This window comes from Bradyrhizobium huanghuaihaiense (assembly GCF_025200885.1).
Taxonomy (GTDB): domain Bacteria; phylum Pseudomonadota; class Alphaproteobacteria; order Rhizobiales; family Xanthobacteraceae; genus Bradyrhizobium; species Bradyrhizobium huanghuaihaiense.
The window spans coordinates 6330248-6355533 of sequence record NZ_CP104172.1 but is presented as its reverse complement, the minus strand read 5'-3'; the positions used below and the strand labels follow the sequence as shown (position 1 = coordinate 6355533).

The 25286-nt window shown below is 63.3% G+C and carries 22 protein-coding genes; 9 read left to right on the top strand and 13 right to left on the bottom strand.

Translation table 11 applies throughout. The features are described 5' to 3' along the window. Positions 1-94 precede the first annotated feature (94 nt). The 5 genes from oxlT to N2603_RS30090 all read right to left on the bottom strand — a co-directional run bounded on the left by oxlT (position 95) and on the right by N2603_RS30090 (position 5503). The gene (oxlT, locus tag N2603_RS30110) at positions 95-1381 is read right to left on the bottom strand and encodes an oxalate/formate MFS antiporter (protein WP_260384979.1); all 1287 of its coding nucleotides are present in this window, start codon (positions 1379-1381) and stop codon (positions 95-97) included. Between the two features lie 395 nt (positions 1382-1776). Continuing rightward, positions 1777-3276 carry a tripartite tricarboxylate transporter permease gene (locus tag N2603_RS30105; RefSeq protein ID WP_018647758.1) on the bottom strand — a complete coding sequence of 500 codons (1500 nt, stop codon included), beginning with the start codon at positions 3274-3276 and terminating at the stop codon, positions 1777-1779. Between the two features lie 42 nt (positions 3277-3318). Beyond that, on the bottom strand, positions 3319-3816 hold the full coding sequence (locus tag N2603_RS30100; protein ID WP_260384978.1) for a tripartite tricarboxylate transporter TctB family protein: 498 nt from the start codon (positions 3814-3816) through the stop codon (positions 3319-3321). Between the two features lie 79 nt (positions 3817-3895). Next, a complete protein-coding gene (locus N2603_RS30095) occupies positions 3896-4903 on the bottom strand; it encodes a Bug family tripartite tricarboxylate transporter substrate binding protein (RefSeq protein ID WP_018647756.1) in 1008 nt (335 codons plus the stop codon). Between the two features lie 462 nt (positions 4904-5365). Then, complete coding sequence (locus N2603_RS30090; protein WP_260384977.1) at positions 5366-5503, bottom strand: hypothetical protein; 138 nt, start codon at positions 5501-5503, stop codon at positions 5366-5368. 347 nt (positions 5504-5850) lie between these two features. Here N2603_RS30090 and N2603_RS30085 point away from each other — a divergent pair, with 347 nt between their 5' ends. Further along, complete coding sequence (locus N2603_RS30085) at positions 5851-7179, top strand: Hsp70 family protein (RefSeq protein ID WP_018647754.1); 1329 nt, start codon at positions 5851-5853, stop codon at positions 7177-7179. Between the two features lie 228 nt (positions 7180-7407). Here the strand turns inward: N2603_RS30085 and N2603_RS30080 are convergent, their stop codons facing one another. The 3 genes from N2603_RS30080 to N2603_RS30070 form a co-directional block, all read right to left on the bottom strand. Further along, positions 7408-7851 carry an SRPBCC family protein gene (locus N2603_RS30080; protein ID WP_018647753.1) on the bottom strand — a complete coding sequence of 148 codons (444 nt, stop codon included), beginning with the start codon at positions 7849-7851 and terminating at the stop codon, positions 7408-7410. A gap of 122 nt (positions 7852-7973) precedes the next feature. Further along, the gene (locus N2603_RS30075) at positions 7974-8663 is read right to left on the bottom strand and encodes a hypothetical protein (protein ID WP_260384976.1); all 690 of its coding nucleotides are present in this window, start codon (positions 8661-8663) and stop codon (positions 7974-7976) included. A gap of 166 nt (positions 8664-8829) precedes the next feature. Then, positions 8830-9882, bottom strand: a complete 1053-nt coding sequence (locus N2603_RS30070; RefSeq protein ID WP_260384975.1) for a SphA family protein — start codon at positions 9880-9882, stop codon at positions 8830-8832. 320 nt (positions 9883-10202) lie between these two features. On the opposite strand from N2603_RS30070, the gene N2603_RS30065 reads away from it, so the two are divergent. The 6 genes from N2603_RS30065 to N2603_RS30040 all read left to right on the top strand — a co-directional run bounded on the left by N2603_RS30065 (position 10203) and on the right by N2603_RS30040 (position 16747). After that, entirely contained in the window at positions 10203-12890 is a 2688-nt protein-coding gene (locus tag N2603_RS30065) for an arylsulfatase (protein ID WP_260384974.1), read from the top strand. A 72-nt stretch (positions 12891-12962) separates the two neighbouring features. Next, on the top strand, positions 12963-13241 hold the full coding sequence (locus tag N2603_RS30060; RefSeq protein WP_260384973.1) for a hypothetical protein: 279 nt from the start codon (positions 12963-12965) through the stop codon (positions 13239-13241). A 33-nt stretch (positions 13242-13274) separates the two neighbouring features. Continuing rightward, on the top strand, positions 13275-15680 hold the full coding sequence (locus tag N2603_RS30055) for a cytochrome c3 family protein (protein WP_260384972.1): 2406 nt from the start codon (positions 13275-13277) through the stop codon (positions 15678-15680). A gap of 222 nt (positions 15681-15902) precedes the next feature. Continuing rightward, positions 15903-16112 carry a cold-shock protein gene (locus N2603_RS30050; protein WP_018647747.1) on the top strand — a complete coding sequence of 70 codons (210 nt, stop codon included), beginning with the start codon at positions 15903-15905 and terminating at the stop codon, positions 16110-16112. 113 nt (positions 16113-16225) lie between these two features. Then, on the top strand, positions 16226-16468 hold the full coding sequence (locus N2603_RS30045; RefSeq protein ID WP_260424295.1) for a transcriptional regulator: 243 nt from the start codon (positions 16226-16228) through the stop codon (positions 16466-16468). A 54-nt stretch (positions 16469-16522) separates the two neighbouring features. Next, positions 16523-16747, top strand: a complete 225-nt coding sequence (locus N2603_RS30040) for a hypothetical protein (RefSeq protein ID WP_260384971.1) — start codon at positions 16523-16525, stop codon at positions 16745-16747. Positions 16748-16886: 139 nt separating this feature from the next. Here N2603_RS30040 and N2603_RS30035 read toward each other — a convergent pair whose 3' ends face one another. The 5 genes from N2603_RS30035 to N2603_RS30015 all read right to left on the bottom strand — a co-directional run bounded on the left by N2603_RS30035 (position 16887) and on the right by N2603_RS30015 (position 21748). Beyond that, entirely contained in the window at positions 16887-17129 is a 243-nt protein-coding gene (locus N2603_RS30035) for a DUF6894 family protein (protein WP_425248934.1), read from the bottom strand. A 25-nt stretch (positions 17130-17154) separates the two neighbouring features. Further along, positions 17155-17334, bottom strand: coding sequence for a hypothetical protein (locus tag N2603_RS30030; protein WP_018647743.1), 180 nt, complete (start codon positions 17332-17334; stop codon positions 17155-17157). Positions 17335-17830: 496 nt separating this feature from the next. Then, positions 17831-19108 (bottom strand): formyl-CoA transferase, encoded by a 1278-nt coding sequence (gene frc, locus N2603_RS30025; RefSeq protein WP_260384970.1) that lies wholly within the window; start codon positions 19106-19108, stop codon positions 17831-17833. A gap of 145 nt (positions 19109-19253) precedes the next feature. Continuing rightward, positions 19254-20987 carry an oxalyl-CoA decarboxylase gene (gene oxc, locus N2603_RS30020; RefSeq protein ID WP_260384969.1) on the bottom strand — a complete coding sequence of 578 codons (1734 nt, stop codon included), beginning with the start codon at positions 20985-20987 and terminating at the stop codon, positions 19254-19256. A 65-nt stretch (positions 20988-21052) separates the two neighbouring features. Then, complete coding sequence (locus N2603_RS30015) at positions 21053-21748, bottom strand: GntR family transcriptional regulator (RefSeq protein ID WP_164936202.1); 696 nt, start codon at positions 21746-21748, stop codon at positions 21053-21055. A gap of 348 nt (positions 21749-22096) precedes the next feature. Here N2603_RS30015 and N2603_RS30010 point away from each other — a divergent pair, with 348 nt between their 5' ends. Next, positions 22097-24226 carry an acetate--CoA ligase family protein gene (locus N2603_RS30010; RefSeq protein WP_260384968.1) on the top strand — a complete coding sequence of 710 codons (2130 nt, stop codon included), beginning with the start codon at positions 22097-22099 and terminating at the stop codon, positions 24224-24226. 145 nt (positions 24227-24371) lie between these two features. After that, positions 24372-25214, top strand: a complete 843-nt coding sequence (locus N2603_RS30005) for an IclR family transcriptional regulator (RefSeq protein ID WP_260384967.1) — start codon at positions 24372-24374, stop codon at positions 25212-25214. Positions 25215-25286: the final 72 nt, after the last annotated feature.

Sequence of the window (25286 nt, the reverse complement as noted above, 5' to 3'; positions counted from 1 at the left end):
TTCGGGTTATCGGAACCCAGGAAGGCTTCGGGCAAACGAAAACGCCCGGCCGCGAGGCCGGGCGTTGTTGCCTGGAGTTACTGTGTGAAGCGTGTCAGAGGGTCGATTTCGCGACCACGACCTTGCGCCAGGGTTTCAGCACCGCGATCGCCAGCAGCGAAGCCAGGATGTTGGCGCCGGCCGCGATGATGAACACGCTGTCCCAGGTGCCCGACGACTGCTGCATCAGGTTTGCGACCGGGACGAGCAGCGCGGCGGTGCCCTTGGCGGTGTAGAGCAGGCCGGCATTGGTGGTCGCGAACTTGGCGCCGAACGTGTCGGTGCAGGTCGAGGGGAACAGCGAGTAGATCTCACCCCAGGCGAAGAACACGAAGCCCGAGAGCAGCACGAACCAGACCGGATCGTGGCCCCAGAGGTAGAGCATCCAGATGCCAAAGCCTTCCATGCCGAAAGCAATGAACATCGTGTTCTCGCGGCCGATATTGTCGGAGATCCAGCCGAAGAACGGGCGCGTCAGGCCGTTGAGCACGCGGTCGATGGTCGCTGCGAAGGTCACCGCGGTCATCGTCACTGCCATCAGCGTCACCGGCACGCTGTCGACCTTCCAGTCAACCGCGATCGGCTTCAGATTCGCGGTGACCATCAGTCCACCCGCGCCGACGATCACGAACATGAAGTACATCAGCCAGAAGATCGGCTGGCGCAGCACTTCGGTCGGCTGATAGTTGCGCCGGGTCTGGATGATATTGGCGTTCGCCACCACCTGCGGCACCTGGCCCGCTTTCGGCGCGAGCAGGAAGAAGGCGAGGATGCAGATGATGATGCCTTGTCCGAGGCCGAAATAGAGGAAGGTGGTCTGGAATCCACTGTCCTTGATCATGGCCTGGATCGGCGCGACGGTGAGGGCGGAGCCTGCACCGAAGCCCGCCGCCGTGATGCCCGCGGCAAGACCGCGCTTGTCCGGAAACCACTTCAGCGCGTTGCCGACGCAGGTTCCGTACACGCCACCGGCGCCGATGCCCGCGATGATCATGCCGAGATAGTAGCCGTTGAGCGAGGTGGCCTGTGCGTTGATCGCCCAGCCGATGGCGCAGAGCACGCCGCCGACGAGAACCACGATGCGCGGGCCGTATTTGTCGACGAACCATCCTTCGACCGGCACGAGCCATGTCTCGAACAGCACGAACAGCGTGAAGGCCCACTGGATCGAAGCGCGATCCCAGCCGAACTTCTTCTGGATGTCGGGGACGAAGAACGTCCAGCCGTATTGGTAGTTGGCGATCATCACCATGGCCGCTACACCGATCGCCAATTGCGCCCAGCGATACGTGTCGCTAACGCGCGCGGCTGTAGGGGCCGTTGCCTGCACCATGTCCGTCATAAAATCCTCCCGAAGGCGCCGATCATTTTTATGCGCGCGCGGCCCGCATCTTGGTATTCATTATGCCAAGATTCAACTGACGGACTGAGGGTGCGGCGAAATATCGCGGGATCGGGTCACATGCGCTCTGGCCGCGGAATTGTAAAGCCCCAATCGCTGCAGCGGGACAGCGGCCGCAACGGTCCTATGCGCGCAAGACTTTGAATTTGCGAGATATCTCTGCTGTCGCCGCGTGCCGCAAACCGGCTGTGGGAAGCTGATCTACACTCGTGCACACGTCGACGTGCGCAGTGCCGCCAGGATGGATGCGCGTCGTCAGAGGACCGCGCGACTCCTGGAATTCTTTATTCCAGAAGTCCGGGGTGCGGCGAATTTGACGCGGTCAGCGGCGCGCTTCACGCCATCGACATGCGCAGCCGGCTGTAGCCTTCCTGGATCGCGGACCAGAACAGGGCCACCAGGCCGAGCGCCATGATCGTGCTGACGAGGCCGTTGGAAAAGAACACGCCGAGCGACCCCTGCGATCCCAGCAGGGATTGTCGGAAGGCTTCCTCCGCCTTGTCGCCGAGCACGATGGCGAGCACAAGCGGCGCGAGCGGATAGTTGCACTTCTTCAGGAGATAGCCGAGCACGCCGAACACCAGCATCAGCATCACGTCGAAGGTGCTGTTGTGCACCGAGTAGGCGCCGATCGCGCAGAGCACCAGGATCAGCGGGGCGATGATTCCGAAGGGCACGCGCAGGATCGCGGCGAAGATCGGCACGCAGGTGAGCACGACGATGAGGCCGGCGAGATTGCCGAGATACATCGACGCGATCAGGCCCCAGACGAATTCCTTCTGTTCGACGAACAGCATCGGGCCGGGCTGCAGGCCCCAGATCAACAATCCGCCAAGCAGCACGGCAGCCGTCGGCGAGCCGGGCACGCCAAGCGAAAGCATCGGCAGCAGCGCCGAGGTGCCTGCGGCGTGCGCGGCCGTCTCCGGCGCGATCACGCCTTCGATCTCACCCTTGCCAAAATTGTTGCCGCGCCGCGCCAGCCGCTTCGCGATGCCGTAGCTCATGAAGGACGCCGGCGTTGCGCCGGCGGGCGTGACGCCCATCCAGCAGCCGATCAGGCAGGAGCGCAGTGACGTCATCCAGTAGGCGGGCAGCTCGCGCCAGGTCTGAAGCACGACGCGGAGGTTGATGCTCGCATTGCCGCCGCGGAATGCCAGCCCTTCCTCCATGGTCAGCAGGATCTCGCCGATTCCGAACAGGCCGATCACGGCGATCAGGAAGTCGAAGCCGTTGAGCAACTCGGTAACCCCGAAGGTCAGTCGCAACTGTCCCGTGATGGAATCCAGCCCGACCGCTGCAAGCGCAAAGCCCATCATCATGGCCGCGATGGTCTTGAACGGCGGCTCCTTGCTGAGGCCGACGAAGCTGCAGAAGGCGAGGAAGTAAACCGCGAACTTTTCCGCCGGGCCAAATCGCAACGCGAAGCCTGCGACCAGGGGCGCGACGAGCGTGATCATGATGACGGCAAACAACGCGCCCACGAAGGAGGAGGTGAAGGCCGCCGTCAAGGCTTCGCCGGGTCTGCCCTGTTGCGCCATGGGATAGCCGTCGAAGGTGGTCGCCACGGACCATGGCTCACCGGGGATGTTGAACAGGATCGAGGTGATGGCGCCGCCGAACAACGCGCCCCAATAGATGCAGGACAGCATGATGATCGCCGATGTCGGCGGCATACTGAAGGTGAGGGGCAGCAGGATCGCCACGCCATTGGCGCCGCCAAGCCCCGGCAGCACGCCGATGATGACCCCGAGCGTGATGCCGATGATCATCAGCATGATGTTGTAGGGCTGCAGGGCGACCGCGAAGCCGTGAAACAGATTGGCCAACTCTTCCATATCAATACGTCCTGCAGCAGCAATTGAATGAATGCGTAGCTCTTACAGACCTAGCCATTCCTCGAGCGGCCCCTTGGGAAGCGGGACCAGGAACCAGCGCTCGAAGACGAGATAGGTCACGACCGGCATGCCGACCGCCACCGCGGCGACCGTCAGCCAGCGATAGCCGCCGAGCCAGCGCATGAACCAGGCGATGAACACCATCGAGGAGACGTAGAGGCCGATGAACGGCATCGAGCCTACATAGATCGCGGTGGGCACGACGACGCTCATGACCTGGCGAAGCTGTCCCCATTCTGCGAACAACCGGCCGTCGTCGTGGCGCCGCGCGCTCCAGAGGTTGATGGCGCTCGCGCCGACGATGGCGGCGCCGACATAGAAGGGGAAGAAGCCGGCCCGCGGGCCCTCCGCGCCCCAGTTGATGCCGGCCTTTAGGCTGCCGAAGATCACGACCAGCCCGAAGACGCCGATCAGCAGCGCGATGCCGATTTCCAGCGTCTTGTGTGCCGGGCCAGATTCGGATCCGGATTGTTCAGTCATGGGACCTCCAGGCGAAACGCGGTCTTTCGCGGCAGGCGTGAGGACGACCAGCGTCCTCAGCCGTCATCGACGTCGTGCGTCAATTCCCCGATGCGAGGAATCCGGCTTCCTTCATCAGGCCTTCGTGGCGCTTCTCCTCCGCCTCGATCCACTTGGCGTAGTCGGCTCCCGCCAGGAAGGTCGTGTTGAAGGCGCCGTTCTTCATGAATTCCTGCCACTCCGGCGTGGCGCGGACCTTCTTGAACAGCTCGACGTAATATTCGATCTGGTCCTTCGTGGCCTTGGGCGACATGAAGATGCCGCGCAGCATGAGATATTCCATCGCGAGGCCCTGCGACTTGCAGGTCGGAATATCCTTCCAGGCCTTGCCGTCGGCGATCGGCTCGTCATAGGCCATCGGCTGGGCGTCGAAGACGCAGAGCGGACGAAGCTTGCCGCCGCGCCATTGCGCGACCGCCTCGATCGGATTGTTGACGGTGGAATCGACGTGATTGCCGACGAGTTGAACCGCGACTTCGCCGCCGCCCTTGTAGGGGATGTAGGTGAATTTCGCGTCGATCACCTTCTCGATGCCGACCGTGATGATCTGGTCTTCCTGCTTCGAGCCGGTGCCGCCCATCTTGAACGAGCCGCTCGGAGCCTTCTTTGCAGCGTCGACGTAATCCTTGACGCTGTTGTACGGCTTCTCGGCGTTGACCCAGAGCACGAATTCGTCGAGCGCCAGCATCGCGACCGGGGTGAGATCCTTCCAGTTGAACGGAATACCCGTCGCCAGCGGCGTCGTGAACAGGTTCGACAGCGTGATGATGATCTTGTGCGGATTGCCCGACGACGTCTTCACGTCGAGGAAGCCTTCGCCGCCTGCGCCGCCGGCCTTGTTGATGACGACCAGCGGCTGCTTCATGAGATTGTGCTTGGTGACGATGCCCTGGATGGTGCGTGCCATCTGGTCGGCGCCGCCGCCGGTGCCCGCGGGCACGATGAACTCGACCGGACGGACCGGTTCCCAGGCAGCACGGCTTGCGGTGCTATTGGCGCACGACATCGCGATTGCCGCCAAAGCGACATTCAGAACGAATGGCTTCATCTTGTTTCTCTCCCTGTCGAACCTCGAACGCAGCCACTCTCTGGCGGCTTGCGTCAGCCCATCTCGATTCAGATGCTTGGGGTCACCTTGTTGGTCGATCTCCCATTGCAGTCCCAGCCAGCACTTTATGAGCAGGGGACAGGGCCCGGCATCCGCTCCTTTCGGCTAAGGCTCTGCCGAGGATCACGGCAAGTGCGCTTCGCCCTCGGTCCTTCCTGTTCCCGTCCCGCACCTTCAATTTGTGCAATTGTTCTTGGTTCCCGAATGGTATGCGAGATGCCAGCAGACAAACAATTAGATCAAAGGGTCATGTCGGCGGACCAATCGTCGCAGTTGTGTTCGCGGGCGAGGTGGGGGCTCAAAAAAGAAAATGGCCCCGTCATGCGGGGCCATTTGATCGGACGTACGGTCCTCGAAACGTGTCTACCAGCGCGCCGTTGCGGCTGCGCGTGGAAAGCCTTCTCAGAGGCCGAAACGGGGCAGGTCGCCGTTGTGATTCGAGATCTCGGCGCTCGCCATCAGGAAGCGGTCGACCGCGGCCAGGAAGCGGGCGAACAGCGTGGAGGAGGGGGCGATAGCGACGGTAGCGGTCTTGGACATCGGAATTCCCTTTCTTGAGACGGTCAGTGATGCTGTCTCATTTCGAAGGGCAATCTACGTATACCAGATGCCAGTGTCCATGCATGCCATTGCATGGCAGCATGTGTTCTGCCGCATTGCAACATAATATCCCGTTAAAGCGGCCGTTCCGGACTTAAAATTGCCGGTGTGGATATAAAAACAGGGATTTCGACCTCCAGCGAGCGGAATAGCCCTGTTCACGCGACACGGCACGGCGCCCGGCGGACTGCGAATTCCGACCGCGCTGCAGCAAACCGGCTCTTGGCAGGGCGGGCCAAAGCCGTTAGTGCTCTGCCCCCTTTTCCAATCAACTGTCAGAGTGGTTCATGTCGAGCGCCTCGCCCGCCGTCTCGATCGGCATCGATTTTGGGACCAGCAATACGGTCGTCGCCCTTGCGGCGGACGACCGCCGGGTCGAGGCCATCCGCTTCGATCACGGCGGACAGCGCCACAGCACCTATGTGTCGGCGCTGTGCTTCTGGGAGGACCGGCCGGGCGCCGGCGCCCAGGCCGAAGGCGGGCCGTGGGCGATCGAGACGTTCCTCGAGGGGCGCCACGTCTACCGCTTCCTGCAGTCGTTCAAGACTTTTGCGGCCAGCAGCAGCTTCAACACCACGCAAGTCTTCCGCCAGCGCTTCAAGTTCGAGGACATCCTGGCGGCGTTCCTGCGCACGCTGGCGCGCCATGGCGGCGAGAAGTTCGGCTTCGAGACGTCCAACATCACGGTCGGCCGCCCGGTGCGCTTCGCCGGCGGCAATCCCGACGAGGCGCTGGCGATGCAGCGTTACCGGGCCGCGTTCGAGCGCTTGGGTGCCGGCCACGCGCGTTATGTCTACGAGCCGGTGGGGGCGGCGTTCTCCTTCGCCCGAAGGCTCGAGCGCGATGCCACCGTGCTGGTCGCGGATTTCGGCGGCGGCACCAGCGACTTCTCGGTGATGCGCTTTTCGCGCGCGGGCGGCACGCTGCGCGCCGAGCCGCTCGGACACGCCGGCATCGGCATTGCCGGCGACACGTTCGACTATCGCATCGTCGACCACGTCGTCTCGCCGCGGCTCGGCAAGGGCTCGAGCTTCCGCTCGTTCGACAAGGTGCTGCCGGTCCCGAGCGGCCACTACACCAATCTGGCACGCTGGCATCAGCTCGCGATGATGAAGAGCAACGGCGATCTGCGCGAGCTCCGCGAGCTTGCGCGCACCGCGCTGAAGCCGGAGCTGCTCGAGGATTTCATCACCATCGTCGACTTCGATCTCGGCTTCTCGCTGTACCGCGCGGTGTCCGACGCCAAGGTCGCGCTGTCGGGGCAGGACCAGACCGACTTCCGTTTCAAGGGCGGCGGCGTCGACATCGGCGCGACCATCACCCGCAAGAATTTTGAATCCTGGATCGCCGACGATATCGCCCGTCTGGGTGCGACCGTCGACAAGGTGCTGAACGAAGCCGGCATCACCGCGCGCGAGGTGGAGAAGGTGTTCCTGACCGGCGGCACGTCCTTCGTGCCTGCGGTCCGAAAGCTCTTCGCCGACCGCTTCGGCAACGAGCGGCTGATGTCGGGCGACCAGTTCGAGTCGATCGCCTATGGCCTGGCCTTGATCGGACATAGTCCGGAGCCGGACCGCTGGACCGCGGATGGCGGGCTCAAGCCGAAGGGCGCGTAGCGATCGTTCGCAATCGGTGCATTGCTGGCATTGCAAGTTCACAGGGCTCTGCAGCAACTCGATGTGAGTTGTTCTCTCGGAGAGTTCCTCATTCTCCGTCTTTGCGAGCGCAGCGAAGCAATCCAGAATCGTTCTGCGGAGGGACTCTGGATTACTTCGATGCGCTCGCAATGACGACGTAGGTGGGCACGCTGCGCTTTGCCCACCCTACGAATACTGATGCTACCGCTACTGGTTGATCTCGGGCTCGACGAGTTTCGCCAGATTCCGCAGCGACTCCTGCCAGCCGAGGTAACAGGCCTCCGGCGGGATGACGTCGGGGATGCCGGCCTGCGTGATGTCCACCTCGGTGCCGACCGAGACCTTCTTCAGGATCACGGTGACCTGGATTTCGCCCGGCAGATTGGGATCGTCGAACCTGTCGGTGTAGCGCAGGCGTTCGCCGGGGACGAGCTCGAGATATTCGCCGCCGAAGGCGTGGCTGTTCCCCGTCGTGAAGTTCCGGAACGACATCTTGAACGTGCCGCCGACCTTGGGCTCGAAATGATGCACGGTGCAGGTGAAGCCGTTCGGCGGCAGCCATTTTGCCAACGCATCCGCCTCCAGGAAGGCGCGATAAACCTTTTCCGGGCTCGTCGTCAGAACGCGATGGAGACGTACGGTGCTGGGCATGTTCTTTCATCCTCTTGCATCGATGGGCGTACATTGGCGTCTACAGCCCATTCATGTCTCAAGGACGACCGTGATGCCGCCGATCCGACACGACGGCTCAGATTTTCTTGCTGCCGTGCCGGCTAGTTCGCTGCGACATCCTGCGGTGTCATCGTGAAGGCCAGCCGGTAGTGGCCGATGACCGGATTGTCGCAGGCGCCGTGCGGCTGAAGCGCTGGTGGCGACAACCGGTCGGCAACCGCGCGCGCGACTGCGTCGTCATCGTAGCCGGACAGCAGCACGATCCAGTCGGCGGCGCCGTCCTTGCCGCGGATCTGCTGCTCGGTCGTGGGCGCGCTCGCCCTCGGTGTGTCGGTTAGAAGCAGGTGGGCGCCCGTCAGTCTCGGCTTCTGCGCCAACGCACCGAGCGTCTCTGAGAGGTGCGCCTGCAACGCCGTTTCACGTCCGGCCTGCGGCGAAAGCCGGATGGTCGCGATCGAGGCCGCGACCCCGCCGCCAAAGCTTGCGACGATACGGCACTGGCTGCGCACCATGCCCAGATGATGCGGCATCATCCTGGTCGACCACGGCGTCGGCGCATTGAGGCGGTCGAGATATCCCTTCGACGTCAGCACGTCGTACTGCTCGAGCTCATAGAGCACGAAGAAGCCTTCGGCATCCGTCGTGCTGCTCCAGCGCGATCCGCGCCGGAAGCCGGGAATGCTCATCCGCTCCGGGAAATGTTCGTGGGAATGCCAGTCGCCGAACTCGGCGCGCTGTTCGGGGCGGACGCTCCACCACATCGCAACGGCGGCCTTGCCGAGCAGTGACATGTTGATCTCCCGATGTCGTGGCAGCTGCAGAGGCGCCGATGACGGCGACATTGAATGAGGGCTTGGTCGGGCCCAACGAGGAAAGCCCGAACTATAGTCTGACGGCTGAAGGACGAGCAACGTTACTTGCCGAGCGACGGTCCTGCGCTCCAAACACCAACGCCCGTCACTTCGTGATGACGTGCTTCGTCGGCGTCACTGCGGGTGGCGGTGCCGCCGGCGAAATCACGAACGTCACCCACGCATTCCAGCCCTCGGGCCGGTTCTCGGCGGCAAATTCCTTGTAGCCCTTGAAGTTGAGGTAGCCCTGTTTGTCGCCGATCGGGAAGATGAATCCGATCTGCGGGCCGATCCCGCCGACCCGCGAGCGGAAGCAGCCGACGCGATCGCCGGATCCGCTGTCGCAGCCGAGCTGCTGGTAGACATAGCCGACGAGTCCCACCTGCACCTGCTTGCTCAGGAACTGGGACGCGCCCCAGTCGAAATGCATGTCCACGCCACTCTGATACTGCGTATCGGTGTTCTTGAAATTGTAGGTGAAGCCGAGCACGCCGGACAGCTCATGTCCGGTCTGCGGATTGAAATAGGTGTAGCCGCCGCCCGCGTCGATCGCACCGTGACCGATCCCGATATTGGCGAGCCGGGTCGACTGGTAAGCCCCAACCGGAATATCGCCCGTGATGTATGTCATGTAGTTGTTGACACCGGCATTCCAGCGCAGCGAAAATTGCGGGATCACATCGCCAAAGGCGGTCACGGAATCGCTGATCGAATCGAAGCGCGAGAACGGAATCGAGCCGAGCGGCGTCGCAAGCGTTCCCGTCACCAATCCGTTCAGCGAAGTTGTGTTTGCACCGTAGACTCCCATCAGGGTGGCCGAGGCCTGACCGCCCAGCACCGGCGTTGCGAAGACGTAGGTTGCGTTCAAGAGGCCGAGATCCACGTTCGCATTGACATTCGCGTTCAACGTGGCCGTCAGGTTCGCAGGGATGCGTCCGATCTGAATTTCGCGCGCCCGCGCCACGTCACCGCCGGCGGACACCGAGGTGTGATAGTAGATCGCAGCGGCCGTCCAGCCCGGTTGCTGAGGTGTGGCAGCAAGGCTGCCGAATAGGCCCGGAATCCAGAAGCTGATGCCGCTTTCGTCGGCCAAGGTCTTGGTCGGTATTGATGCCACGGCCGCAAATGCAAGAGCGGCAAGCGCTTTCGTCAATCGCATGGTGACCCCTCCCGAACCACGAGCTTCGCTCAGTGGGAGCGCCTGATATGTTGCTGGATCATATGACCCAGCCGGCCGTGCTTGCCATAGTTGTCGATGTGCCGGGAATATTTTGCAATCAGGTGTAGCAAGAGAACAACAATACCGCGCCATGATACCGGCGCGATGGAGATGAGTTCCCCGGGAATTTACGGAAAAGCGCCGCTCCTCCGTCTGCAACTTCTACGTGTCTGATCCGCCATCTTGATCTCTTGATCCATATCAAGCCCTTTTTCGGGTCCCGGAAAATGATGGCGGCTCATTTGAAGGGAGTGATTGCCATGAGCACTGCGCGACCCTTTCATCTTGTCGCATTTTCGCTGACCCTTGCGCTTTCTTCGCCAGCATTCGCACAACAAGCCCAACAAGCTGCACCGCCTCCGGGCTCGCCCGCCGCGACCATCACCATTCCCGGCAATCAGCTGCCGCCGCCGCCGCAGCAGTTCGGCGGCAAGATCGAGCGCGATGCGCGCAATTCGACACCTTTCTGGCCCGCGCGCGTGGTGCCGCCCAAGGGCGCACCGAACGTGCTGCTCATCATCACCGACGATGCCGGCTACGGCGTGCCAAGCACGTTCGGCGGCGTCATTCCAACGCCTGCGCTCGACCGCATCGCACAAAGCGGATTGCGCTACACCAATTTCCATTCAACGGCGCTGTGCTCGCCGACGCGCGCGGCACTCATCACCGGACGCAACCATCACTCGGTGGGCTACGGCGTGATCGCCGAACAGGCCACCGGCTTCCCCGGCTACGACAGCATCATCACCAGGGACAAGGCCACGATCGGCCGGATCCTGTCCGATAACGGCTATCGCACCGCGTGGTTCGGCAAGAACCACAATACGCCGGAATACCAGGCGAGCCAGGCAGGCCCGTTCGACCAGTGGCCGACCGGCATGGGCTTTGAATATTTCTACGGCTTCATGGGCGGCGACACCAACCAATGGCAGCCCGGCAATCTCGTCCGCAATACCACGCCGATCTATCCCTATGAAGGAAAGCCCGGCTGGAATCTGGTGACGGCCATGGCCGACGAGGCCATCGACTATGTCAATCGCATGAACGCGCTATCGCCGGATACTCCGTTCTTCGTCAAGTTCGCGCCCGGCGCAACCCATGCCCCGCATCACCCGACGCCGGAGTGGGTCAAGAAGATCGGCGACATGCACCTGTTCGATCAGGGTTGGAACAAGCTGCGCGACACGATCTTCGAGAACCAGAAGAAGCTCGGTGTCATTCCGCAGAATGCCAAGCTGACTTCGTGGCCAAAGGACCTGATCAAGGAATGGGATCAGCTTTCGGCCGACGAGAAGAAGCTGTTCATCCGTCAAGCTGACGTATTCGCAGCCTATGCCGCATACGCGGACAACGAAATCGGTCGCGTGATCCAGTCCATCCAGGATATGGGCAAGCTCGACAACACGCTCATCATCTATATCGAGGGCGACAACGGGACGAGCGCAGAGGGGCAACCCAACGGCACGCCGAACGAAGTGGCGATGTTCAACCAGATCAACCCGTCGGTCGAGGATCAGCTCAAATATTTCTACGACGTCTGGGGCACCGATCGCACCTACAATCACATGTCGATCGGTTGGGCCTGGGCGTTCGACACGCCGTTCTCCTGGACCAAGCAGATCGTCTCCCACTTCGGCGGGACGCGCCAGGGCATGGCGATCTCCTGGCCGGACGTGATCAAGGACAAGGGTGGCATCCGCACTCAGTTCCACCACGTCATCGACGTCGTGCCGACCATTCTCGAGGCTGCGCAGATCAAGCAGCCGGACATCGTCGACGGCATCAAGCAAAGCCCGATCGAGGGCGTCAGCATGATGTACACGTTCGATGCCAAGAACGCGAATGCGCCTTCGACGCACACGACGCAGTATTTCGAGATGATGGCCGATCGCGCCATCTATAACGACGGCTGGATCGCCTCGACCAAGGTCTTGCGTCCGCCGTGGGTGACGGTCGCGAAACTGCCGCGCCCGGGCGACTACCCCTGGGAGCTCTATGACCTGCGCAACGACTGGACGCAGACCGAGGACGTCGCCGCCAGGAATCCGGACAAGCTGAAAGAGCTGCAGGCGCTGTTTTGGAAGGAGGCGGAAAAGTATCAGGTGCTGCCACTCGACTCGACGGTGGTTTCGCGCATGATCACGCCGCGTCCGAGTCTCAGTGCCGGCCGCACAAGCTTTGCCTGGACGCGTCCGATAACCGGTACGCCGAACGGCGACGCGCCGAGCTTGCTCAACTCCTCCTACAACTTCAAGGTCGACGTCGACATTCCCGATGGCGGCGCCGAAGGTGTGCTGGTGACGCAAGGCGGCCGATTCGGCGGCTATGGCCTCTATGTCCTGAAGAACAAGCCCGTGTTCACGTGGAATCTCGTCGATCTCAAGCGCGTGCGCTGGGAGGGGCCGGAGCTCACACCGGGCAAGCACCTCATCGAGTTTGACTTCAAGTACGATGGTCTTGGAGCGGGCACCATGGTGTTCGGCAACTATACCGGCATCGGACAAGGCGGCACCGGGACGCTCAAGGTCGACGGCAAGGTGGTGGCCACCGAGAAGATGGAGCACACGCTGCCGTTCATCCTGCAATGGGACGAGGCGTTCGACATCGCCTCCGACACCGGCACGCCGGTCGACGACAACGACTATCAGGCGCCGTTCGCCTTCACCGGCAAGATCAACAAGCTTGCGCTGGACATCGACCGACCCAAGCTGAGCCCGGACGACGTCAAGCGGCTGCAGGAGGCCGCCCGCGCCGCCGGTGATGGGCCATCTGCCGACGACGGACAAACTGCTTCGTCCGGGGCACAAGTGGGCACCGTTGGCCTGAGCCTTGTCGACAAGATCCAGGTCCGAATGGACAAGCGAGAAGGCTGTCGCAAGCAGGCCGAGGCGAAGGGCCTTGGTATGGTGGACCGCGTCAAGTTCGTTCAGGAGTGTGCCCGCCAATAGCTCGGCGCGAGACCGCGGGGAAGCCATTCGGCTTCCCGGCCAAATGCACGGGATGCGTGATCGGAGAAGCTCATGAAGAACGGTCGTTGGATCTTCATTTCAACGCTTGCGCTGATCGACGTCTTGGCCGTCGGCCGCGCTGCAGCGCAGGGCGCGGCGGAGACGCTTCAGGGCATGCTTGCCGCACAAATCCGCTCGCAGGGGTTTACTTGCGACAAGCCGCTGGGCGCAACCAAGGATGCCGGGCGCTCGAGGGCCGATCATGGGGTCTGGGTGCTCAGATGCAGCAATGCGAGCTATCGGGTGAGCCGCTGGCCAGACATGCCCGCCAAGATCGAGCCGCTGCGGTGACGAAGCGCGCGGCGGCTGGAGCGGTAAGCAGACGTGGCACGAGGCTCGCGAAAGAACCGCAAGCGCGACAAGGTCCGCACGGCGCGAGCGCCTGAACCAGATCGTTCCTCACCGCAGTCACGGCCTCCCTCCGAGGGCACCACGAAGCGGTGGATCGCCGTCGCGAGCATATTTGCCGCCGCGATCGCCGTCGGCCTGCTCTGGTTCGCGACGTCAAGGGCCCCGATCCAGCTTCCCGCAGTGGTCGAATTGGCCTTCGTCGGGAGCGAGTCCTGTGCCGGCTGCCACCAGGCCGAGGCGAAACTCTGGCGGACGTCGCAACACCGCCACGCCATGGATCATGCGACCGCGCAATCCGTGCGCGGCGATTTCAACGGCGCGACCTTCGACTATGCCGGCACCCGGTCGCGCTTCTTCCGCAAGGACAACAAGTTCCTGGTCGAGACCGACGGGCCCGACGGCAAGCTCGCGACCTTCGAGGTGAAATACACCTTCGGCGTCGAGCCGCTGCAGCAATATCTGATCCAATTCCCGGACGGCCGTTTCCAGGCTCTGTCCATCGCCTGGGACACGCGGCCGAAAGAGCAGGGCGGTCAGCGCTGGTTTCATCTCTACCCGGACAGCGCCATCACCAGCAGCGATCCCCTGCACTGGACGAAGCTGAACCAGAACTGGAATTTCATGTGTGCGGAGTGCCATTCGACTGATGTGCACAAGGGCTACAATGCCGACCGGGACAGGTTCGCGACCACCTTTTCCGAGATCAGCGTTGGCTGTGAGGCGTGCCACGGTGCGGGCTCGCGCCACGTCACCTGGGCGCGTGGCAAGCCGGCGGCGCGCACCGCCGATAACGGCCTGCTGGTCCGCTTCGACGAGCGCTCCGGCGTCACCTGGTCCGCCTCTGCCGACACATTGACGCCGGTACGTAGCGCGCCGGCGCCGGCCCTGCGCAAGGAGGTCGAGACCTGCGGGCGCTGCCATGCGCGCCGCGGGCAGCTTTCGGAAGACTGGATACCGGGCCGACCGCTCTCTGACACACACCGCGTATCGCTGCTCGATCGCCAGCGCTTTCATGCCGACGGCCAGATGCGCGACGACGAGGAGACCTACAATTACGCACCGTTCAAGCAGAGCAGGATGTTCGCCAAGGGCGTGACCTGCAGCGACTGCCACGACCCGCACAGCGCAACGTTGAAGGCGTCCGGAGACGGCGTTTGTTCGCAGTGCCATGCGCCCGCCAAATATGAATCCATGGCGCACCGGCACCACGCCGATGTCTCGCCGCCGCCGGGCTGTCCGGCCTGCCATATGCCGGAGCGCCGCTACATGGTCGTCGACCGTCGCCACGACCACGGCTTCCGCGTTCCGCGCCCCGATCTCTCGGTGCAGACGGGCGCACCGAATGCGTGCAACGACTGCCATCGCGACAAGCCGGCGGCCTGGGCAGCGCATCAGATCGAGGGCTGGTTCGGGCCGGAGCGACGCGGCCATCAGACCTGGGCGCGGGCATTTCATGCTGCCTGGAGCGAAGCTGCCGACGCGCAAGCGCAGCTCGCCGCAATCGCTGAATCGGCTGACGTTCCCGGTCTCGTCCGCGCCAGCGCGCTGGCGGAGCTTCCGGCGCCGGTTCTCGATCTGATCCGGCAGGGGCTTTCCGATTCTGATCCGCTCGTGAGGCTCGGCGCGCTCGATCGGCTCGAAGGAGTGCCGGCCGATCAGCTCTGGCCGCTCGCTTCGGCGCAGCTGAGCGATCCCGTGCGTGGTGTCCGCATTCGCGCCGCCGAAGTCTTGGCCGCCATGCCTCCAGCGCGCCAGCCACCGCCCGATCGCGACAAGTTCATGCGGGCGGCTGCCGAATTCATTGTTGCGCAGAAGCTGAATGCTGATCGGCCGGATTCGCGAACGGCGCTCGGCGACTTCTTCCGGCGCCAGGCCAATCCCGGCGCGGCGGAGGCCGAATACCGCGCCGCCCTCAGGCTCGATCCCTCGTTTGCGGCGGCCGCCGTCAACCTGTCCGACCTGTACCGGCAGCTCGGACGCGACAGTGACGGGGAGAAAATCCTGCGTGAGGCACTCTCCACGTCGGCGCAGGCCGCATCACTCCACTACGCGCTTGGTCTGACACTCGTGCGCCAGAAGCGCAGCGAGGAGGCCCTCGACGAGCTGCGTCGGGCGACCTCTCTCGACCCTGGCCAAATGCGGTACGCCTACGTCTATGCCATAGGACTGAACGGGGTGGGCCGGCGCGACGATGCACTTTCCGTGCTGAATCAGAGCCTGCGCGCTCATCCGAACAATCTGGAGCTGCTTTCAGCCGCTTTGAGCTTCAGCAGGGAGAAGGGAGACATCGCTGCGGCGCTTGGTTACGCCGAGCGACTGGCGCTTCTCCGGCCTGACGATCCACGGTTGGCGAACCTCATCAGAGAGCTCAGGCGATAGCTGAGGTTGGAACCGAGGTCGGGCCGCCGCCGGCTGCGGGCGCGATTAAATCTGCCCGAAGCCTTGCTAATGTCGATGGCGAGGTATAGCGTCACTTCATTCGTTCAGCCGCTGTGCCTTGTTGAATGCGCCCGCGGGCTCCTTTTCCAGAGACATCGACGAATTGAAACGATCTGCGTGAGCGTCACGCGGACTACGCGCTCGCGCGCTTTGGAGAAGAGAATGGCGACAGGTACAGTGAAGTGGTTCAACGGCCAGAAGGGTTTTGGATTCATTCAACCCGACGACGGCGGCAATGACGTGTTCGTTCACGTCAGCGCGGTCGAGCGGGCAGGCCTTGCGGGTCTCGCCGAGGGCCAGAAGGTCAGCTTCGAGGTCAAGACCGACAAGATGCGGGGCAAGGTCAGCGCGGAGAATCTCTCGCTGGCTTGAATTCTGTAGCGCCGTTTCACGGATGTACTGAAACGGCCATGCGACCCGCTCGATCCCTGGGATTGAGCGGGTTTTCTCCGTTGCCGGGCAGGGTGAAGGATGAGCGCCAAAAGATGAGCGCGAAGAAAACGGCCGAGCCGTCACCCGAATCCGTCGCGCGGGCCGAGCGTCAACGCCTGGCCGCCGAAGAGGGCGCGCGGGCGGTCGCGGATGTCGAAAGGCGCGCTGTCGATATCCGCAAGAACATGGCGCGGCTTCGCGAGCTGCGTGAGGCCAAGGAAGCTGCCGACGCCAGTCTTAGTGCATCGTTGCCGGCGCCTGTACCGAAGAGGCGCGCGAGGAAATTGCCGCGATAGCCGGATTCAACAGCGTCGCCGAGAACCTGAAAAGGGCCGTTCACATGCCAGAGAGTGCGGGCCGTGCCTAGGATCAAGCCGGATGACGGCGGCACCATCACCTTCTTTCTCGCGCTTGGCGCAGGCCGACAGCTATGCCGTCTTGCCACGACCTTCCGGACGCAGAGGCAGGCCTTCAGCTATCTTCAGAAATACCGGACGGAGTTCGAGCGTATCGCACGGGCGCGCCTCGCGTCAGGTGAGCTCGAGGACGGCGTCGTCGTCCTCTCGATGCTCTGAAGCATGATCCCGACCCGAGGGCCGCGTTAGCGCAAAGTGCGAAGCGGTTTTCCGAAAGATCATGCTTAGGCAACAACCTGAAGCGCGGTGGCGATTCATCTATTCTCACCGCGCTTCAGGCCGAACTCCTGGGGCGATCTCAATCGTTCGACCGGGCGGTCCCGAAGAGAAATGCCGCCCGAAAGATCGGGCCATTGTCATCGCGCACCTCGATCGCCAGGCCGCGGCCGCTCGCGGACGGCGCAAGGTCCTTGGCGCTATCGGCAAGAGACAGCGCAGCTTCGATCTCGGCAGCTCTCTGGTTCGTCAGATTCAGTCCCTCTTCGTCCACAGCGAGTGCCTTGCCGTCCCTGATGTCGAAGTAATAATGCGGCACCGGCACTGCCTTATCTGGGACGATATCCCTGTTATCTGGGGTGCTTTCCCTGCTTGGCCTCTCGCGCCAGTCGTTCCGCCTTCAGGCGCTCGCGATTCTCATGAAGAGACTGTTGCGCCTTCGCATAGTCGCTCATCGGCTTCTTCGTTTCGACCGGCTTGAACGCTCTGTTGGCCTCCCGCAGAGCCCGGGACGCGGGATGATCTCTCATCGTCTTGACCTCGATTTGGGTGGACAGGCGCGATCTCGAAATGCGCCGGACCCGGCGTGTTCGGCTCGCGGGCTGGCGGCGGTCGACTTGTCGTTGGATGGCCCGCCTGCGCTCCCACGAGCGCGCCCGTGCAAGATAACGGGGCGGAACCCCGCCTGTTCCTGGGAGGCGACCTTAATTCGGCATCGATTGCTTCTCGGAGGATGGCAGGGCTACCTCATCTGGCGCCCACAAGAAATCTGGCGCAATCGGAGGCCACAGGACGACGCCTGGGACCGATGTTGCTTTTTTCGACGATGGCATAATACCCCTGTTTTGCCCGACGGGTCAAAAGGCATTTCGTAAAAGCAGAAATGCCTTTTGACGCCAATGGGGTGGCTACTGTGCATGGGGTTGTTTTGCGACTTTTTAGTTTGAGCCCTGCGCCTGTGCGCCTTCACAAGCAAAAAGGGCCGCCCCTTCGGGCGGCCCTTTCGTCGTTCTCTGACAGACTCGCTTACTCAGCGGCCTGCTTCTGCGGCGGATCGAGCGCGCCGGACTTGTGGATGTCGGCGACCTGGTGATCGCTGAAGCCGAGCACCGAGCGCAGGATCTCGTCGGTGTGCTCGCCGAGCAGCGGCGAACGCTCCACCTCGCTCGGGGAGTCCGACAGCTTGATCGGGTTGCCGACCGAGATGTACTTGCCGCGGGTGGGGTGGTCGACCTCGACCACGGTGCCGGTCGCGCGCAGCGACTGGTCCTCGGCGATTTCCTTCATCGACAGGATCGGGCCGCAGGGGATGTCGTCCTTGTTGAGGATTTCCATCGCCTCGAACTTAGTCTTCGTCATCGTCCACTGCTCGATGCGGGCGAAGATCTCGTTCAGGCGCGGCAGGCGGACGGCCGGCTTGGCGTAGTTCGGATCGGTCTTCCAGGTCGGCTCGCCGATCACGTCGCAGATCTTCTCCCAGACCGGGGCCTGGGTGATGAAGTAGATGTAGGCGTTGGGATCGGTCTCCCAGCCCTTGCACTTCAGGATGCGGCCGGGCTGGCCACCGCCGGAATCGTTGCCCGCGCGCGGCACGGCATCGCCGAACGGAACGCCTTCGCCGAACTGGCTGTATTCCTTGAGTGGGCCGTGGGCGAGGCGCTGCTGGTCACGCAGCTTGACGCGCGCAAGATTGAGCACGCCGTCCTGCATCGCGGCGGTGACCTTCTGACCCTTGCCGGTCGTGGTCCGCTGATGGAGCGCGGCCAGGATGCCGATCGCAAGATGCAACCCGGTGCCGGTGTCGCCGATCTGCGCGCCGGTGACGAGCGGCAGGCCATCGCGGAAGCCGGTGGTGGAGGCGGCGCCGCCGGTGCACTGCGCGACGTTCTCATAGACCTTGCAGTCTTCGTAGGGGCCGGGGCCAAAGCCCTTGATCGAGGCGACGATCATCTTCGGGTTGAGGCTGTGGATCTTCTCCCAGGGGAAACCCATGCGGTCGAGCACGCCGGGGCCGAAATTCTCGACCAGGACGTCGCACTTCTTGATCAGCTCGGTGAGGACTTCCTTGCCCTTGGGGTTCTTGGTGTCGAGCGTGATCGAGCGCTTGTTGTGGTTGAGCATGGTGAAATACAGGCTGTCCACGTTCGGGATGTCCTGCAGCTGGCCGCGGGTGATGTCACCCACGCCCGGACGTTCCACCTTGATCACGTCGGCGCCGAACCAGGCCAGCAGCTGCGTGCAGGTCGGTCCGGACTGGACGTGGGTGAAGTCGAGAATGCGAACGCCCGTGAGCGCTTTGGTCATCGTGTTGCTCCGTACTCTGTGTCTGCCCCTGCGAACCACAGGGAATAAGGGTTGAAGGGGAGGCTAAAGCGCGCTTGGCGCTTTAGCTCTTTTGTTTGGGCATGATCTTATCGGAAAACCGCTTCGCACTCTTCCGGATCGTGCCTTACTTCTTCTTCTGCAGAACGCTCTGCGGATTGAGGTTGCCGATACGGCCGCTCTCCGAGCCCGCGGCCGGATCGATCACCGCGTTGATGAGCGTCGGCTTGCCGGACTTCATGGCTTCGTTGACGGCGCGCTTGAGCTCGTCGGGCGAGGTGGCATTCACGCCGACGCCGCCGAAGGCTTCCATCATCTTGTCGTAACGCGCGCCCTTGACGAACACGGTGGTTGCCGGATCGTCGTTGGCGCCGTTGACGTCGGTGCCGCGATAGATGCCGTCATTGTTGAAGATGACGACGCAGATCGGCAGGTTGTAGCGGCAGATGGTCTCGACCTCCATGCCGGAGAAGCCGAACGCCGAGTCGCCTTCCACCGCGAGCACGGGATGGCCGGTCTCGAGCGCGGCGGCGATCGCCTGGCCCATGCCGATGCCCATCACGCCCCAGGTGCCGACGTCGAGACGCTTGCGAGGCTTGTACATGTCGATGACGCCGCGGGCGAGATCGAGCGTGTTGGCGCCTTCATTGACGAGGATCGCCTCGGGATACTCCTTGATGACGTTCTTCAAGACGCCGAGCGCGCCGTGATAGTCCATCGGCGACTTGTTGTTCATGAGCTTCGGCGCCATCTTGGCGACGTTCTCGTCGCGCTTGGTGGTGATCGCCTTGGTCCATTCGGCGGGCGGGGCGGCCCAGCCCGTAGCGATCGCCTGGTTGAAGGCCGAGACGACCGAGCCGATGTCGCCGACGACGGGCGCGACGATCTCGACGTTGGAGTCCATTTCCTTCGGCTCGATGTCGACCTGGATGAACTTCTTCGGCGTTTCGCCCCAGCTCTTGCCCTTGCCGTGGGAGAGCAGCCAGTTCAGCCGCGCGCCGATCAGCATGACGACGTCGGAATCCTTCAGCACGGTCGAGCGGGCCGCGCCGGCGCACTGCGGATGGGTGTCGGGGAGGAGGCCCTTGGCCATGCTCATCGGGAGGAACGGCACGCCGCTCTTCTCGACGAAGCTCTTGATCTCTTCATCGGCCTGCGCGTAGGCCGCGCCCTTGCCGAGGATGATGAGCGGACGCTTTGCGCTCTTCAGAACATCAAGCGCGCGCTTGACCGAAGCAGGCGAGGGGATCTGCGCGGGGGCCGCGTCGATCACCTTGACCAGCGACTTCTGGCCGGCCTCGGCGTTCATCACCTGGCCGAACAGCTTTGCCGGCAGGTCGAGATAGACGCCGCCCGGGCGGCCCGAGACTGCGGCGCGGATGGCGCGGGCAAAGCCGATGCCGATGTCCTGGGCGTGCAGCACGCGATAGGCCGCCTTGCACAGCGGCTTCGCGATCGCGAGCTGGTCCATCTCCTCGTAGTCGCCCTGCTGCAGGTCGACGATCTCGCGCTCGGAGGAGCCGGACACGAGGATCATCGGGTAGCAGTTGGTGGTGGCGTGAGCGAGCGCGGTGAGGCCGTTGAGGAAGCCGGGCGCAGACACCGTGAGGCAGACGCCGGGCTTCTTGGTGAGGTAGCCGGCGATGCCTGCGGCGTAGCCGGCGTTCTGCTCGTGGCGGAAGGAGATCACGCGAATGCCGGCGGCCTGCGCCATGCGGCCCAAATCCGTGATCGGGATGCCCGGCACATTATAGATGGTGTTGATGCCGTTCAGCTTGAGCGCGTCGATGACGAGATGGAAGCCATCCGTCAGTTCCTGCTCGGTGCCCGGTGCTTCGGACTTGGTCGCGGTATTCAGCATGGGCCTTGTCTCCCTGGTCTCAAGTAACGGGGCGAATTTTTCGCCCTTCTGGTGAACGTTGCTAGTTACGTGAACAGTTCCTGGCCGTGCGCTTCGACGTAAGCGGCAAGGCCGAGGGTGTGGTCGCGGGCGCGCTTCTCGGCGAGCTCGGTGTCGCGCGCTTCAAGTGCTTCGATCATGCCGAGATGCTCGGGTAGCGACGTCGCGGTGCGGTCCTTGCGTCCGATCGTCAGCTGGCGATAGCCGCGCACGTGCAGCAGCAGGTCGTTGGTGAGATCGACCAGGACGGGCGATTCCGACAGCGAGATCAGCGCCTGGTGGAAGGCGATGTTGGCCTTGGAGTATTCCTCCACATGATCCTCGGGCAGGCGGTCCTTGCCGAAGTCCTTGAAGAAGTCGCGCAGCGCCGTGATGTCCTTCTTGCGAGCGGTGGTGGTGATGAGGCGCGCCGCCATGCTCTCCAGCGCCGCCCAGGCGCGGATCATGTCGACGATCTCGCTCTTGGTCCTGCGCACCACCATGATGCCGCGGCGCGGCACGGTCTTCACGAAACCGTCCTGCTCGAGCATCGCGATGGCTTCGCGGATCGGCGTGCGGCTGACGCCCAGGCGTTCGGACAGCGCGCGCTCGTCGAGCATCACCGGCTCGGGCGTCGAGTAGATGTCCATCTTGAGGATGGCTTCCTTCAAGGCGTCATACGCCTTGTTCTTGAAGCTGCTCTCCGGGGCAATGCGAACGATTGCGATGTCTGCCTCGGCCATGTTCGGCAACGCCTTGGTTGGTTTCCGTAGTGACACGACGAATCTCCTCCAGTGGGAGTCGTCTTTTACAGGAATATTAACGGGAAAGTTTTTGGCATACCACATGCCAGAATGTCAAGCTGCCTATTTTTTGCGGCGTTCCAGGGTGCGCGGCGGCTTGACAAGTTGGCTTCTGGCATACCAAATGCCATCGCCAGCCATTTTTGATCCAAGCCGGCGGAGTATTCTGGCCCTTATGCCACTCCGTTCCGCCGCATGGAACAGAGCGCGGCGAATGGCAAGCATCACGGGCGGCCGCAACACGCGCGCGCTTTGCAAAGAACGAACTCAGGTCAAGGGAGAAGCCATATGTCCAATTCAAAAGATGCCGTCCGCAAGGTGCTTGACCAGGTCAAGGCGGACAACCGCACCAGCCTGACGGCGCCGGAAGGCAAGCTGGTTTGCGACGCCTACGGCATTCCGGTGCCGAAGGAAGGCGTGGCCAAGTCGGCGGGCGAGGCCGGCAAGATGGCTTCGTCCATGGGCTTCCCCGTCGTGATGAAGATCGTCTCGCCGGACATTCTCCACAAGACCGAAGCCGGCGGCGTCATCGTCGGCCTCAAGACGGCTGAAGAGGCCGAGAAGGCCTACGAGACCATTCTCGGCAATGCCAAGAAGTACAAGGCCGACGCCAAGATCGAGGGCGTCCAGGTGCAGCAGATGCTGGCCGGCGGCACCGAGGTCATCGTCGGCTCGATCACCGACGGCTCGTTCGGCAAGCTGGTCGCCTTCGGCCTCGGCGGCGTGCTGGTCGAAGTCCTGAAGGACATCACCTTCCGCCTCGCGCCCGCGACCAAGGAAGACGCGCTGTCGATGCTCGACGGCATCCAGGCGCATGAGATCCTGAAGGGCGTGCGCGGCGGTGAGCCGGTGAACCGCACGGCGCTCGCCGACGTCATCGTCAAGGTCTCGCAGCTCGTGACCGATTTCCCCGAGATCGTCGAGCTCGACCTCAACCCGGTGTTCGCGACGGCGAAGAGCGCGATCGCCGCCGACGTCCGTATCGTCGTCGACTTCGCCTATGTGCCGAAGCCCAAGCCGCGTCCGACCGAAGAGATCGTCGCCGCCATGAACCGCATCATGCAGCCGAAGGCGGTCGCCGTGGTCGGCGCCTCCGCCGAGGATGGCAAGATCGGCAACTCCGTGATGAAGAACCTCATCAACGGCGGCTACAAGGGCGAGATCTATCCGATCCATCCCAAGGCTGCCGAAATCCTCGGCTACAAGGCCTACAAGAGCGTCAAGGACGTGCCGGGCGTGATCGACACGGCCGTGTTCGCGATCCCCGCGAAGTTCGTCGCGGCGGCGCTCACTGAGTGCGGCGAGAAGAAAATCCCGGGCGCGGTGCTGATCCCGTCGGGCTTCGCCGAGGCCGGTGCGCCGGAGCTGCAGGCCGAGATCGTCGAGGTCGGTAAGAAGTACGACATCCGCCTGATGGGGCCGAACATCTACGGCTTCTACTATACGCCGGCCAATCTCTGCGCGACCTTCTGCACCGCCTACGACGTCAAGGGCCACGCGGCGCTGTCGTCGCAGTCGGGCGGCATCGGCATGGCCATCATCGGCTTCTCGCGCTCGGCCAAGATGGGCGTCTCCGCGATCGTCGGCCTCGGCAACAAGTCCGACATCGACGAGGACGATCTGCTCGCCTTCTTCGAGCAGGATCCGAACACCAACCTGATCGCGCAGCACTGCGAAGACCTCAAGGACGGCCGCGCCTTCGCGGAAGCCGCCAAGCGCGTCTCCAAGAAGAAGCCGGTCGTCGTGCTCAAGGCAGGCCGCACCTCGGCTGGCGCGAAGGCCGCGTCCTCGCACACCGGCGCACTCGCCGGTAACGACAAGATCTACGAGGACGTGCTGGCGCAGTCCGGCGTGATCCGCGCCCGCAGCCTGCGGCAGCTGCTCGAATTCGCTCGCGGCGTGCCGGTGCTGCCGACGCCAAAGGGCGAGAACGTCCTCATCATCACCGGTGCGGGCGGCTCGGGCGTGCTGCTGTCGGACTCCTGCGTCGACAATGGCCTGTCGCTGATGTCGATGCCGCCGGATCTCGACGCGGCCTTCCGCAAGTTCATCCCGCCGTTCGGGGCGGCCGGAAATCCTGTGGATATCACCGGCGGCGAGCCGCCGATCACCTACGTCAACACGGTGAAGCTCGGCCTGTCGGACGAGCGCATCCATTCGCTGATCCTCGGCTACTGGCACACGATCGTCACGCCGCCGATGGTGTTCGCCCGAAACATGGTCGAGGTGAAGAAGGAGATGGAGGCCAAGGGTTTTGTGAAGCCGATCGTGGCGTCACTGGCCGGCGACGTCGAGGTCGAGGAAGCTGCCGAATATCTCTACCAGAACGGCATCCCGGCCTACGCCTACTCCACCGAGCTGCCGGTCGAGGTGTTAGGTGCCAAGTACAAGTGGGCGCGCGGGGCAGGGCTGCTCTGAGCCTAACTCTCCTCCGGGGCGATGCGGAGCATCGAACTATGGTGCGCACTTGCGCACCTGAGGATCTCGAGATTCCGGGTCTGGTACGCCAGGCCCGCGCTGCGCGCAGTCCCGGCGCACCATCCCGGAATGACGGACGCACGCGATGAGCAAGAACGTGATCCGGCGCAAATCGCTCGAAGCCCGGCCGCCATCGGAGGCCGAGCACGAGGCGCGTGACGGCGGCGTGCAGTCCGTGGACCGCGCGCTGTCGATTCTCGAGACGCTCGCTGAAGACGACGAAGGCTATCGCCTCAGCGATCTCGCCGTGCGGACCGGTCTGTCCGCCTCCACCGTCCACCGCCTGCTGGCGACGCTGGAAAGCCGCCGCTTCGTTCAGTTCGACCGCGTCGAATCCAAATGGCATGTCGGCGTCCGCAGCTTCACTGTCGGCGCGAGCTTTGCCCGCCGGCGCAATTTCTCCACGCAGGCGATTCCGTATCTTCGTAAGCTGCGCGACCTCACCCGAGAGACCGCCAATCTTGCCGTCGTCGACGATGAGTTCATCATCGTGCTGACCCGCATGGAGAGCCGCGAGATCATGCGGTCGCTGACCCAGATGGGCGGACGCGTCCCCATGGTGACGTCGGGGGTCGGCAAGGCGGTGCTCGCCACTTATTCGGACGAGGACGTCGGCGCCGTGATCCGCCATCACGGCATGCCGCGCCTGACCGAAAAGTCGATCGTGCGGCCGAGCGACCTGTTCAGGGAGCTCGAAAAAATCCGCAAGCAGGGCTATGCGGTCGACGACGAGGAGGCCTCCATGGGCCTGCGCTGTATTGCCGCAGTTGTCTATAACGACTGCGCCGAGCCGCTGGCGGCGATCTCCGTCTCGGGCATGACCAGCCGCCTGACCGACGACAGACTGCCGGAAATCGGGCAAATCGTGCGCGAAGTCGCCGGTGAGCTGACGTTGGCGCTCGGCGGGGCGATGCCGCAATCCGGATAGCAAGGAACCGGGCCCGTCGCTGGACAGCGTCGGCCGTTTTGGCTGATATGCGACCAAACGACACAATGCGGC

Excerpts from the sequence above, each read along its gene's own strand:
- oxlT (WP_260384979.1), bottom strand. The coding sequence starts at position 1,381 with ATGACGGACATGGTGCAGGCAACGGCCCCTACAGCCGCGCGCGTTAGC.
- N2603_RS30105 (WP_018647758.1), bottom strand. The coding sequence starts at position 3,276 with ATGGAAGAGTTGGCCAATCTGTTTCACGGCTTCGCGGTCGCCCTGCAG.
- N2603_RS30100 (WP_260384978.1), bottom strand. The coding sequence starts at position 3,816 with ATGACTGAACAATCCGGATCCGAATCTGGCCCGGCACACAAGACGCTG.
- N2603_RS30095 (WP_018647756.1), bottom strand. The coding sequence starts at position 4,903 with ATGAAGCCATTCGTTCTGAATGTCGCTTTGGCGGCAATCGCGATGTCG.
- N2603_RS30090 (WP_260384977.1), bottom strand. The coding sequence starts at position 5,503 with ATGTCCAAGACCGCTACCGTCGCTATCGCCCCCTCCTCCACGCTGTTC.
- N2603_RS30085 (WP_018647754.1), top strand. The coding sequence starts at position 5,851 with ATGTCGAGCGCCTCGCCCGCCGTCTCGATCGGCATCGATTTTGGGACC.
- N2603_RS30080 (WP_018647753.1), bottom strand. The coding sequence starts at position 7,851 with ATGCCCAGCACCGTACGTCTCCATCGCGTTCTGACGACGAGCCCGGAA.
- N2603_RS30075 (WP_260384976.1), bottom strand. The coding sequence starts at position 8,663 with ATGTCACTGCTCGGCAAGGCCGCCGTTGCGATGTGGTGGAGCGTCCGC.
- N2603_RS30070 (WP_260384975.1), bottom strand. The coding sequence starts at position 9,882 with ATGCGATTGACGAAAGCGCTTGCCGCTCTTGCATTTGCGGCCGTGGCA.
- N2603_RS30065 (WP_260384974.1), top strand. The coding sequence starts at position 10,203 with ATGAGCACTGCGCGACCCTTTCATCTTGTCGCATTTTCGCTGACCCTT.
- N2603_RS30060 (WP_260384973.1), top strand. The coding sequence starts at position 12,963 with ATGAAGAACGGTCGTTGGATCTTCATTTCAACGCTTGCGCTGATCGAC.
- N2603_RS30050 (WP_018647747.1), top strand. The coding sequence starts at position 15,903 with ATGGCGACAGGTACAGTGAAGTGGTTCAACGGCCAGAAGGGTTTTGGA.
- N2603_RS30045 (WP_260424295.1), top strand. The coding sequence starts at position 16,226 with ATGAGCGCGAAGAAAACGGCCGAGCCGTCACCCGAATCCGTCGCGCGG.
- N2603_RS30030 (WP_018647743.1), bottom strand. The coding sequence starts at position 17,334 with ATGAGAGATCATCCCGCGTCCCGGGCTCTGCGGGAGGCCAACAGAGCG.
- frc (WP_260384970.1), bottom strand. The coding sequence starts at position 19,108 with ATGACCAAAGCGCTCACGGGCGTTCGCATTCTCGACTTCACCCACGTC.
- oxc (WP_260384969.1), bottom strand. The coding sequence starts at position 20,987 with ATGCTGAATACCGCGACCAAGTCCGAAGCACCGGGCACCGAGCAGGAA.
- N2603_RS30015 (WP_164936202.1), bottom strand. The coding sequence starts at position 21,748 with ATGGCCGAGGCAGACATCGCAATCGTTCGCATTGCCCCGGAGAGCAGC.
- N2603_RS30010 (WP_260384968.1), top strand. The coding sequence starts at position 22,097 with ATGTCCAATTCAAAAGATGCCGTCCGCAAGGTGCTTGACCAGGTCAAG.
- N2603_RS30005 (WP_260384967.1), top strand. The coding sequence starts at position 24,372 with ATGAGCAAGAACGTGATCCGGCGCAAATCGCTCGAAGCCCGGCCGCCA.